The organism is Capsulimonas sp. (assembly GCF_039929585.1).
Taxonomy (GTDB): Bacteria; Armatimonadota; Armatimonadia; order Armatimonadales; family Capsulimonadaceae; genus Capsulimonas.
Genome location: NZ_JBDSQY010000305.1, coordinates 18,447 through 29,806, shown reverse-complemented (window position 1 = coordinate 29,806; position 11,360 = coordinate 18,447). Strand labels below are relative to the sequence as shown.

The following is an 11,360-nucleotide window of genomic DNA, read 5'->3' as shown; positions in this document are numbered from 1 at the left end:
CATCAGCACCATTCTGCGCCAAACTATCCGCCAGCTCATGACCCCGGATCGATTGCGCGGCCGTATGACGTCGGTCAATATGATTTTTTTCATGGGCGGGCCGCAATTAGGAGAGTTTGAAACGGGCATTGCCGCGAACCTGCTGGGGACACCGGGCGCGGTGATTTTGGGCGGCGTGGCGTGTCTGGCGACAGTGGCGTGGGTTGCGGCGAAGGGACGAGTACTGAGAAACTACGAGTTTGATGCGGAAGCGAAGGTTCCGTAGGCCGCTGCAAGTCCCTATTCCCCCACTCGCTGAGGCTCGTTTCCCCCTTTTTCCCAACAAGCCGCTTCGCGGGGTAAAAGGGGCGCTCATAACTATAATCCTTGCTCGCTCGACAAGTCGCTGTGAAGACAAAATTCAGCATACCAAATAAAGAACAGCCCATTAACTCGTGATTGTGTCAAGAGTGAATGGGCTGTAATGATTTGCTCCCCTTTTCCCCTGCGAAGCAGCTTGCTGGGAAAAAGGGGGAAACGAGCCTCAGCGAGCGGGGGAATAGGGCCGCTCTAACTCCCCGACGCCACCTTTGCCGCGACGGCGTTTCCGTTCTTCGCCGGCGTTCGGGTTAGCGCGGGCGCGGGGCCTGGACTGACCATGGATCGGTCGGCGAACGTTGTGACGCGATCGGGAGTTACGGCGATCTTATCAAATGTGGCCAGGGCCTGGGCGACGACCTGATCCATGTTGTAGTACTTGTACGTCGCCAGGCGGCCGACGAAGTGGACGCCGCGCGTGCTGTCGGCGAGCGCTTTGTACTTGTTGTACTGCTCGGTGAACTCGGGCTTGGGGATAGGATAGTACGGATCACCTTCGGCCTGCGGGAACTCGTACACCACGCTGGTCTTGTCGTGCTTCTGGCCGGTGAGCTGCTTGAACTCCGTCACCCGCGTATAGGCATGGTCGTTCGGATAGTTCACGACGGCGACCGGCAGATGCTGCTCGGTGTCCAGCGTTTCGTGCTTGAACTCCAGCGAGCGGTAAGGCAGCTTGCCGTACCGATAGTCGAAGTATTCGTCCACAGGGCCGGTGAAGATGATCTCGTTGCATGGGACCATGCTCTTGATCTCACGATAATCTGTGTTTAGCATGATCTTGATGTTCGGATGATCCAGCATCTTCTCGAACATGCGGGTGTAGCCGTGCAGCGGCATCGCCTGGAACTTGTCGGTAAAGTAGCGATCGTCGTGATTGGTTCGTGTGGGAACGCGCGCCGTGACGGACGCGTCGAGCTCCGACGGGTCCAGCCCCCACTGTTTGCGCGTGTAGTTCTTGAAGAACTTTTCGTAAAGCTCGCGGCCGACCTTGCTCACCACGACGTCTTCCGATGTCCAGCAATGATCCTTCGGTTCGGCTTTGGAGGCGAAGAACGCGTCGATCGTGCTCTCATCCAGGTTCAGATCGTACAGCTTATTCACCGTGTCGATGTTGATCGGCATCGGGACCAGCTTGTCGTCGACATGAGCCAAGACGCGATGCTCGTACGGGCGCCATTCGGTGAACTGCGACAGGTAATCGAAAATCCGTTCGGCGTTCGTATGGAAGATGTGCGGACCATACTTGTGCACCAGGATACCTTCGTCGTTGTAATGATCGTAGGCGTTGCCGCCGATATGGCTGCGGCGATCCACCAGCAGGACACGCTTATTTAATTGGCTCGCCAGGCGTTCCGCAAGGACCGATCCCGCGAAGCCCGCGCCGACAATCAGGTAATCAAACATGTGTGATCTCTTCTTTCTGTGATACACGTTCATGACCGGTAACGGATGCTCCGGCTTCGTTCAAGACGCGGTCGATCATTTCCGACATTCGTCCCCAGGTAATATCCCAGGACATCTTGCCTAATAATTCATCGGCCTTCGTCTGCCGCGCAGCGCCATCCTCAGACAGCAATTCTTCTACCGCCGTCACGAACTCCTCGGGAGTATCGGCGATCTTCACGAGGCCCTCATCGCCGTAAGGACGAACGACGTCTTTGATGGATGTCGAGACGACGGGCTTTCCCGCCGCCAGGTATTCCGGCGTCTTTGTCGGACTGATAAAGCGCGTCGATTCATTGCGCGCAAAGGGAAGCATCGCCACATCCCATCCAGAGAGATAGGACGGCAGTTCCGCGTAAGACTTCCCGCCAAGATAGTGGATGCCGGGCGCCTTCGGCAGAGAAGCTTCGTCGATTTTGACGACTGGGCCAATCATGATCAGACTCCACCCGGGGCGCAGCTTCGCCACTCCTTCGAGAAGCTCCAGGTCGGCGCGCTCATCAATCACGCCGTAGAACCCAATGCGCGGATGGGCGATATCCGTCTGATCCGCCGGGTCTATTTGCAGCTCACGGCCCTGGGCGAAGTGGGGAACGTCGACGCTGCTTGGGAACGCATGCACGCTCGGATGCTGGGAGCGTTTTGCTTCGTAGATGCTCTGTCCACCGGTGAATACGAGATCGGCCTTTTTGTAAAGATCCTGCTCGCGCTCCAGCAGCTCCGGAGGAGCGCCCTGGAACGCCGAGAGTTCGTCCATGGCGTCGTAGATCACGGCCCTGGGCGTAAAGCTCTTCGTAAAGGCGATCGCCATCGGGGTGTAATACCAAAAGACATAGTCGTCAATTTTGCGTTCGGCAAAAAAATTACCCAGGAGGTCTTCCTGGATACGTTCCACTTGTTCGGCGGGCAGTCCGCCTGGGAGGTGCGGCACGACGACTTCCACGCCGTCCGGCCTCTTACCGGCTTCCATACGGGGAGAATCCGAGTCGAAAACAGGCTCTTCGACAAAGAAGACGCGATGGTTGCGAGCGCACCGACTCAGAAGATGCTGTGGTCTCTGGTAGACAAAGTCCCAACGCAGATGAGATAGACAGACCAAATCGTAAGCCACGGGTATCTTCTTCTCCTTTGGATAATAGTGTATGTTTCAGTGCGAAACGTTGACAGAGGGTTCATACCCACCGGCAAAGAATCGCTAAACCTTGCTTCTGGTCGGCGGCGTGTGAAAAGTGTCGATTATAGTAGACAAGTGATTACTGTATAAGCGTTTTGATGGTGACTGGTGTTTAGTGGTTGTATGACAAGACTGCCAATGAGGGAGTGTGATGGTGAAAGCAAAGAGAAGAGGGGCTAGGATTTGAGGGCCGGAAGATACACGCGAATCTCTGTTCCCGCATTTGGCTCGCTTTGAACGGTGAAGCGGCCGCCGTGGGCTTCGGCGATTCGGGCGCAGATGGCGAGGCCGAGGCCGCTTCCCGGGGCTGAGCGGGCGCTGTCGGCGCGCCAGAAGCGCTCGAAGATGTGCGGCAGGTCCTCGGGAGCAATGCCGATCCCCATGTCACACACGGCGATGACGCACTCCGGAGCATTGTTCTCGGGTGAGTTCTCGACGAACGCTGCGATGGTAACCAGATCGCCGGAGCGGGAGTACTTCACGGCGTTATCCACAAGGTTGCGCGCCAGCTGGCGGAGCTGAGTGAGATCGCCCAGAACCCGGACCGGATGATCGGCGCCTGTGAGGGAGAGTGTGACGCCCTTGTCTTCGGCCTCTCGTTCGAAATGCGCGGCGGTCGACTCGCACAGCTGTCTCAGATCGATCGCCTCGAGAGTGGCGTTGTTTTGAATTTGGCCTGCGCCGGACTGCGCCAGGAAGCTCAGGCTTTCGACGATGTGGGTCATCTGCTGGATCTCTTCCAGCGCGCTGTCCAGGGTCGCGATGTACTCTTCATTTGAGCGTGGACGCGCCAGGGCCAGCTCCATCTCGCCGCGCAGAACCGTCAGGGGCGTGCGCAGCTCATGTGAGGCGTCGGCGGCGAACCGCTGCTGGGTTTCCGCGAAGCGCTGTTTCGCCTCGAACGCTCGGTGCAGACGAAGCGTCATTCGGTTCAGTGTCGCGACAAGATGGCCGACTTCGCTGTCCGTTTCCGCAGGCGCCGGCAGCAGAGGACCGGAGAGATTGTCGACTTCCAGCTGCTCCGCTTCCGTCGCGATCCGCTGGATCGGGCGCAGGACGCCGCCGACAAGAGCCCATCCACCCAGGACGGCGACTGCCGCCATCGCCAGTACGGCGGCGATCAGAAAAACTGAAATCTTCGCCAGGGCGTCGGAATCATGGTCCCAGGGAACGGCGATGACCAAAACAAGCGGACGCTCGCTCACTCGGATCGGCGCGATGAGAACACGCATTCGGCTCTCCTCATTCGGTCCGGCGAACGTGTAGCGTGCGGCTCCGCCGGGCGAAGGGAGCTTGACATGCTCCAATGATGGCGCCAGTTGCGGCTGTCCCGCCAGACTAGGGGAAAGGGCGATCGTCTCATTTTGAGGCGAGGCAAGGCGAACATAAACGGAATCGAACTGGAGGAGACCTTCAAATCCTTCACCCGTCCGTCCCGACCCTTGAAAGCTCGACACTGCCTCGCTCAATTCTCCGTAAGGGCCTTCCGCCTCTTGATCGCCTTTGGTGGGAGCCGTGGCCCTTTTGACTTCCATCGCCAGAAATGCGTCTGTTTCCGCAAGCAGGGCTTCTTTTGCGCCGATGTAAACGCAAATGGCGGCGGAGGTAAGAATGAAGATCAGCGCGCCGCCATACCATGCGGTCAGCCGAAATCGCAGAGAGCGTGTCCATGCGAATGGCCGCGAAGATTGGGAGCTATTCGGAGAGGGCATTGCGGCTTTCCAGGCTGTAGCCGACGCCGCGCATCGTGTGGATCAGCTTTCGCTCATGTCCGCGGTCGATCTTGTTGCGCAGATAATTGATGTAAACATCGACAACATTGGTGCCGCCGTCGAAGTCGAAGTCCCACACATGCTCGGCGATCATCGTTCGGGAGAGGGACTGCCCCGCGTGCCGCATAAGATAATCGAGCAGCGCATACTCTTTTGCGGTCAGCGTGATTTCCTGGCCGGCGCGGGTGACTCGGTGACGGGCGGGATCGAGGATGAGGTCGCCGACGACGAGTTTGGGCGATCCGGTCTTTCCGCGCCGCAGAAGGGCGCGGACGCGCGCCAGCAGCTCGCCCAGCGCAAATGGTTTGACCAGATAGTCGTCCGCGCCGGCGTCCAGACCCGCGATCCGGTCCTTCACGGCGTCGCGCGCGGTCAGCATCAAGATCGGAGTTCCCGTCTGCGCCTCGCGGATCGCCATACAGACATCCAGGCCGCTGCGGAGCGGCAGCAGCCAGTCCAGCACGACCAGGTCGTAATCGTACGTCAGCGCCCGCTGCAGTCCGGCTTCGCCGTCATGCTCGACATCGACGGCCTGCCCCTCTTCCTCCAGCGCGCGGCGCAGGAAGGAGGCGACCTTTTGTTCGTCTTCCACGATCAGTATTCGCATAAGTTCTGCTTCCATGGTACCCGAAGCCGCCAAATTGCCGGCGGTCGGCCGCCGCTCTCCCGATGAAATATCCGACATGGGCTATCCTCCTAATGCGCTAGCTCTTGTTCGACCAGCGTGAAGTCCTCCGCCGCGCTCCGCGTCGGTTTGAGATGCGGCGGATGTGTTGCAATGAATAAGACCGGCGCGACGATCAGTGTGAAGAGAGTGGAGACCGTGAGGCCGCCGATGACCGCGATCGCTAGCGGCTTCTGCATCGCCGCGCCGGCCCCGAGACCCAGGGCCAGCGGCAGCAGCGCCAGAATGGCGCCGACCGTGGTCATGAGAATGGGCCGCAGACGCAGACGAGCCGCCTCGATCATCACTTCAATCACTGGGCGATCCGGTCCGAGCCTTTGCAGATGATTGAAGAAGTCGAACAGGACGATCCCGTTCTCCGTCACGATGCCGACGATCATGACCGCCCCAGTAAAGCTGGAGATATTGAGCGGCGTACTAGTGAGAAACAGTCCCAGCAGCACACCCGACAGTGAGACGATGGCGGCGATCAGCAGTGAGAAGGTCTGTCGGAACGAGCGCAGCTGTACGATCAGCAGCGCCGAAACCGCCAGGATCGCCGTCGCCAGCACGGCGGCGAGCTGGAGGAACGATTCCTGCTGGCTGGAGTACAGCCCGCCGTATTCCAGCCGGTATCCGGGCGGCAGCTTCAGGCCCTTCGCCAGCCGAGCTTGAACGTCGTGGACGGCGCTCCCCAAATCGCGGTCCTCTAGGCTCGCCGTCACGGCGACCATCGGCAGCTGGTTCTCACGTGTGATCTGGGGCGTTCCCGCCACTGTCTCGATGGTCGCGACGGAGCTTAATGGCACGGTCCCGCCGGAGGGCGTCGCGATCGCGACGTTCGGCAGCGCCGCCGGATCCAGCGGAGCGTCGCGGCGGGACGCCTGCACGCGGACATCCACGCCTTCTTCGCCCTGCTGGACGCGCGTGGCGATGGAGCCGGCCATCGCTGTTGTGACCGCCGCCGTCACGGCGTCCGTCGTGAGGCCATAGCGCGCCGCGCTGGCGCTGTCCACATGCGCGACGATTTCAGGTCCGCTCTCCACGACGCCGTCATTTTCATCGACGACGCCAGGAGTCTTGGTGATGATTTCTCCCGCGGCGTGCGCGAGATCGGCGAGCTTAGCGGGATCGTCGCCGAATATCTTGACTTCAATCGCCTTGGGGGAGCCGGCCATATCGCCGATACCGTCCTGAAGGATCTGAATGTAGTCGCCTTCCATCTGCGGGAACTCGGCGCCGATCTGTTTGCGCAGCCCGGTCATGATCTCATCGGCGCTGCGTGTTCGGTCGGTCTTCAGACGGACCAGAATGTCGCCCTGGCTTTGCTCGGCGAGCTCCAGTCCCGATCCGGAAAGCGCGCCGGTCAGCCGTGACCATGCCGCCACTTCCTGCGTATGGCCCAGGATCGTTTCGAGTTTATGGGCGACGCGATCCGTTTCGGCGAGCGACGTCCCTGGCGGAAGCCGGTAATCGACGACAAACGCCCCTTCGTCGAACTCCGGGAAGAACCCCGTCTGCAAGTGATTGAACAGCAGCCATGCGCCCAGACCAACGGGGACGAACAGAACCAGGACGACTGCGGGTTTGCGCAGGCACCATGCGAGGATCCGTCCATAACGGTCGGCGACGCGCCCCATGATGCGCACGGGCAGCGACGGCTTATGCGCAGTCTCGCCTTCTTTCTTCTCACGGTCCTTGGGCAGAAGAACATCGGCGAGCAGCGGCGTCAGGCACAGCGATAAGAGAAGCGAGACGAACAGCGTCGCGACCATGACAAGCGCCAGCGGCCCGAAGAACTGACCGGTGACACCGCTGAGAAACGTGAGAGGCAGGAACGCCGCCATCGTGGTCAGCGAGGAGCCGACCATCGCGGGCGTGATCGCCTGGATGCCCGCCGCGATGGCCGCGCGCCGGGAGCGTCCCAGTTCGCGCTCGTGGAAGATATTTTCCACCACGACGATGCCGTCGTCGATGACCAATCCCAGGGCGATCGCGAGCGCGCCCAGCGTCATGATGTTCAGCGTCTGTCCCAGCGCCTTCATCAGGCTGAACGTGATCAGAATGCTGAGCGGCAGTATGATCAGGACGATGCTCGCCGCTCGAATGTTTCCCAGAAACAGCGTCAGGACGATCAGCGCCAGGATACCGCCGATCACGATCGACTCGATGACGCTGCTTTCGGAGGAGCGTACGATTTCGGATTGATCGTAGAACAGCGAAGTCGAGACGCCGGCCGGCAGCGAGGAGTGCAGGTCGGCGAGGGCGGCGTGGACTTCGTCCGCGACCTGAACGGTATTGGCGTCCGGCTGCTTGATGACGTTTACGATGACAGCCGGGCTGCCGTTGCCCGTCGCCAGGATCGTGCGCGGCTGGATCGAAGGGGAGACCGTGGCGATATCGGAGATCGCGATGGGGACGCCGTTTTTCGCCGCGACCGTCACTGTCCGGACATCGTCTTCACTGCGCAGCAGGCCGGAGACGAGGATCTCATAGCGCTGGTAAGAGTGATCGATCTGCCCGACCGACGCCACGCCGTTGGCCTTCGCGATGGCGTCCTGAACATCCTGGAGAGTGAGACCGTGCGCGGCGAGGGCGCGCGGGTCGACGGCGACGAGAAACTCGGGAACGTCGCCGCCGGTCACACGGATCTGCGCCACGCCGGGCAGCCGGGCCAGACGCGGCCGGATCGTGTAGTTCGCGATGCGCCGCAGCTCGACGAGATCGACGGTTTTGGATGTGAGACTGTAACCCATGATCGGGAAGATCGAAGGGTTGATGACTTCGGCGGCGACATTGGCCCCCGGGGGGATCGAGGAGCGCGTATCGGAGATCTGTCCCTGAACGCGCTGCAGAGCAATCTGCATGTCCGTGCCCCAGGCGAAGGTGACGTCGATGCTGTCGCTGCCCCGGCTTGTGACAGACTGCACCTTCGTGACGCCCGGGACGGTGCTGACGGCGGCCTCTAACGGACGCGTGAGCTGCGCCAGCGTCGTCTCCAGCGGAATGTCGCCGGCGTCCGCCGAAACGGCGATGCGCGGGACGACGAGCTGTGGGAAGATGGCGACCGGCAAGTGCAGCGCGAAGTAGCCGCCCAGCACGCAGAGCAGGAGCGTAAAGGTGAGGACGGCCTTGCGGTGCGCCCAGAGGAACCTTGTGAGCTTCACGGCTTCGCCTCATCTTTGGCGACCGTAACTTTGGTCTCATCTGGCAATCCGTAACCACCCAGTGTGACCACACGATCCTTCGGGCCGACGCCGCTTAAAATTTCGATATGGTCGCCCTGGCGCAGGCCCGTCTTGACGGGCTTGATATGAGTGACCCCGTCGTCCGCGACAGTGACGACGGTTTGCGCCCCCTCGGCCCCGTCCAAAACGGCGCTCTTCGGGACGATCAGCGCGCCGATATGGCGATCCACGACGATCCGCGCCTTGACGTACAGATCGTCCTTCAAGACATGCCCCGGGTTGGCGACGGTCGCGAAGACGGGGACTGAGCCGCTGGCGGGATCGAGCTGGCTGCCGACGGTTTGGATCACGCTTTGGAAACTGCGCCCCGGCAGGCTGTCCGTCTGAAAGGTAACGGTCTGCCCGCGATGCAGCGCGCGCGCTTTCTCGCTCGTGACGAACATCTGCAATTGGAGCACATCCAAATTGGTGATGGTTACGAGTTTCGCCGCCATGTCCACGGCTTCGCCGGGCGCGGCGCCGACGGCCGTCACCTGCCCTGTGAGAGGCGCGCGCAGTGTGTAAAGCGTCATCTGCGCGCGGGAGGTTTCCAGGGCGCCCTGGGCGCTGCGAACCTGCTGGCGGGCGACGGCGATGTCCTGGCGTTTGACGACATCCTGCAAGGACGCGGCCTGGGCCGCTTCGACGGCGCGTTTCTGCCCCTCGACGGTCTGCCGCTGCGCCGCAACTATCTGCCGCTGAGCGGCGGCGGCGGCCACCGCCGTGCGCAGAGCGGCCTGCGCCGCCTCAACATCTTTTTGCGCGACCAATCCCTCGCCGAACAGGCTCTGCGTCCGAGACAGAGTTTGCTGGGCGTTTGTGACGGCGGCTTCGTTGCCGATCAGCGCTGCTTCCGCAGCGGCCTGGGTCGCCTTCGCATTCGCCACCGCCGCCTGGGCCTGAAGAATGGCGCTGCGGCTCGACGCCTGCTGCTGCAGGGCGTTCACCCGCGCCTGCTCGACCTGGAGCAGATTCTGCTGGATCGTCGCCTTTGCCTGATCGATCTGTCCGAGCAGTGGACGGTTGGACAGGCGCGCCACGAGCTGGCCCGCGCGCACCGTCTGACCAACGCGCACCGGCAGCGCCTCCAGCACGCCGGCGACGGAGGGCGCAAGCGTCGCCTCCCGGTCGCGGGGCGCCGTCAGCGTTCCCGAGGCGCCCATCACATCTTCGATCGTTCCTCGTTTGACATCGGCGACCTGGACGGTCGGCGCCGCGTCGGCGGCCTGGGCGGACGTGTCTGTTTCCTCCGCTTTTTGGCCGCCGCATCCGGCGCAGAGCAGCGTCGCCAGCGCGATCGGCCCGGCGGCGCGGGAGAAGATGCTGTCTCGGAAATTCTTCATAGAGCGGCCTTTTCGGGAACGGGATTGATGAGAAGGGCGAGCGTGGATTCGGCGGCGGCCCGGTCGTACCGGGCCTGCGCTTCGGCGATGCGCGCCTGGGCGAGCGCCGACTGCGCGTTCAGAACATCGGAGAGCGGGAAGAGCCCCTGCTGGTATCCGCGCAGCGTCTTTTCGTAAACAACCTGCGCGTTTTGTGTTGCCGCCGCCGTCGCCGCCGACTGCGCGCCGGCGGAGCGCGCGTTCAAATACGCAGCGCCGGCCGCCGTGATGGCGGCGCTTCGCGAGGCCTCAAGCTGCGCTTTCGCCTGAGCAAGCGCGGCTTCGGCTTCACGTGTTTGTCCGCGCGCCAATCCGCCGTCGGTGAGGGGAATGGTGACGGTGGCCTGGATCGTGCTCAGTCTTGAAAAACCCGTCTTGTCATTGCTGCGCGCGTCGCTCAAATCGAGGGAAAGGGCCGGCTCGCGCCAGAGCCTCGTCGATTTCAGTCCTTCCTCGTTGGCCGTGACTGTCGCCTCCGCCGCCCGCACATCCGGAGAGTATTTTTCCGCGAGCGTTCGAACTTCGGCTTCGGTGTGTCCTTCCGAGACGAGAGTGGGAGTCGTCTCCTCCAGCGTCAGCGGCGCATCCAGGTCGCGCGACAGCAGGGCGCTTAGCGCCTGCCGCGCCACGACTGCGGCGTTCTCCGCCTGCGCCCGCGCCGCCCGCGCCGCTGAAACCGGGACCTGCGCCCGCAGAACGTCCAGCTCCGGAACGTCGCCGGCCTTGTTTCGCTTCTGGACATCGCTCAGCGCGCGTTCCGCTTCCGCGAGTGTCTGATCGGCAAGCGCCAGCAGTGCTTGTTTGCGCAGGAGATCGTAATACGCCGTGTCCACCTGGGTAAGCAGCGTGATCCGCGCGGCGTCGAACTGTGCGCGGGCGGCGTCGGCCTGCCGCTCGGCCTGGCTCACCGCAAGCCTGGGCCGCAGCCCCAGCGGGAGAGGGATGGACAGCGTGTTTTGAAGGGTTTGGAAACTCTCGTGGTCGGGCGGGCCTTGGATGACATCGGCGGATGATGTGCTTGCGGCGCTGCTGAACGAGATCTGGGTGCGCTGCTGCGCCTTTGCCTGATCCACCTTCGCCAGCGCTTGAAGCAGCGTCTGCGATGCTGCCCGGGCCGTGGGATTTTGCGCGATCGCCTGCGATTCGGCGGACTGTAAGTTCAAAGCGCTTCCGGCCGACGCCGTGATTTGCGCGTGGGATTGCGGACAGCTTCCGATCAGTGCGGCGCACATCGCCAAAGAAATACCGGGTCCGTATGCTCTGGAAAGAACCGCGATCGTGCGTAATCTCATGCTCGCATTATTGCGTACCGAGATTAAAGCGGCATTAGCGGCGGATTAG

At 62.1% G+C, this 11,360-nt stretch carries 7 protein-coding genes and 1 pseudogene; 1 reads left to right on the top strand and 7 read right to left on the bottom strand.

The window, feature by feature from the left end; all coding sequences use genetic code 11:
• Window positions 1-265, top strand: a pseudogene (locus ABIZ35_RS23555) (MFS transporter); the annotation flags it as partial.
• Window positions 266-549: 284 nt separating this feature from the next.
• On the opposite strand, the gene glf reads toward ABIZ35_RS23555, so the two are convergent.
• The 7 genes from glf to ABIZ35_RS23520 all read right to left on the bottom strand — a co-directional run bounded on the left by glf (window position 550) and on the right by ABIZ35_RS23520 (window position 11,311).
• Entirely contained in the window at window positions 550-1,761 is a 1,212-nt protein-coding gene (gene glf / locus ABIZ35_RS23550; protein ID WP_348222370.1) for a UDP-galactopyranose mutase, read from the bottom strand.
• Window positions 1,754-2,770, bottom strand: coding sequence for a glycosyltransferase (locus ABIZ35_RS23545; protein WP_348222369.1), 1,017 nt, complete (start codon window positions 2,768-2,770; stop codon window positions 1,754-1,756). The genes glf and ABIZ35_RS23545 overlap by 8 nt, the downstream gene beginning before the upstream one ends.
• A gap of 380 nt (window positions 2,771-3,150) precedes the next feature.
• Window positions 3,151-4,686 (bottom strand): HAMP domain-containing sensor histidine kinase, encoded by a 1,536-nt coding sequence (locus ABIZ35_RS23540; RefSeq protein WP_348222368.1) that lies wholly within the window; start codon window positions 4,684-4,686, stop codon window positions 3,151-3,153.
• On the bottom strand, window positions 4,670-5,353 hold the full coding sequence (locus ABIZ35_RS23535) for a response regulator transcription factor (protein WP_348222371.1): 684 nt from the start codon (window positions 5,351-5,353) through the stop codon (window positions 4,670-4,672). Before ABIZ35_RS23535 ends, ABIZ35_RS23540 begins: the two co-directional genes overlap by 17 nt.
• 89 nt (window positions 5,354-5,442) lie before the next feature.
• Window positions 5,443-8,577, bottom strand: coding sequence for an efflux RND transporter permease subunit (locus ABIZ35_RS23530; RefSeq protein ID WP_348222367.1), 3,135 nt, complete (start codon window positions 8,575-8,577; stop codon window positions 5,443-5,445).
• Window positions 8,574-9,980 (bottom strand): efflux RND transporter periplasmic adaptor subunit, encoded by a 1,407-nt coding sequence (locus tag ABIZ35_RS23525; protein ID WP_348222366.1) that lies wholly within the window; start codon window positions 9,978-9,980, stop codon window positions 8,574-8,576. The genes ABIZ35_RS23530 and ABIZ35_RS23525 overlap by 4 nt, the downstream gene beginning before the upstream one ends.
• Window positions 9,977-11,311, bottom strand: coding sequence for a TolC family protein (locus ABIZ35_RS23520; RefSeq protein WP_348222365.1), 1,335 nt, complete (start codon window positions 11,309-11,311; stop codon window positions 9,977-9,979). Before ABIZ35_RS23520 ends, ABIZ35_RS23525 begins: the two co-directional genes overlap by 4 nt.
• Window positions 11,312-11,360 lie beyond the last annotated feature (49 nt).

What these genes read in the sequence shown, in the direction of transcription:
- glf (WP_348222370.1), bottom strand. Translation starts at nt 1,761, where the DNA reads ATGTTTGATTACCTGATTGTCGGCGCGGGCTTCGCGGGATCGGTCCTT.
- ABIZ35_RS23545 (WP_348222369.1), bottom strand. Translation starts at nt 2,770, where the DNA reads ATGGAAGCCGGTAAGAGGCCGGACGGCGTGGAAGTCGTCGTGCCGCAC.
- ABIZ35_RS23540 (WP_348222368.1), bottom strand. Translation starts at nt 4,686, where the DNA reads ATGCCCTCTCCGAATAGCTCCCAATCTTCGCGGCCATTCGCATGGACA.
- ABIZ35_RS23535 (WP_348222371.1), bottom strand. Translation starts at nt 5,353, where the DNA reads ATGCGAATACTGATCGTGGAAGACGAACAAAAGGTCGCCTCCTTCCTG.
- ABIZ35_RS23525 (WP_348222366.1), bottom strand. Translation starts at nt 9,980, where the DNA reads ATGAAGAATTTCCGAGACAGCATCTTCTCCCGCGCCGCCGGGCCGATC.
- ABIZ35_RS23520 (WP_348222365.1), bottom strand. Translation starts at nt 11,311, where the DNA reads ATGAGATTACGCACGATCGCGGTTCTTTCCAGAGCATACGGACCCGGT.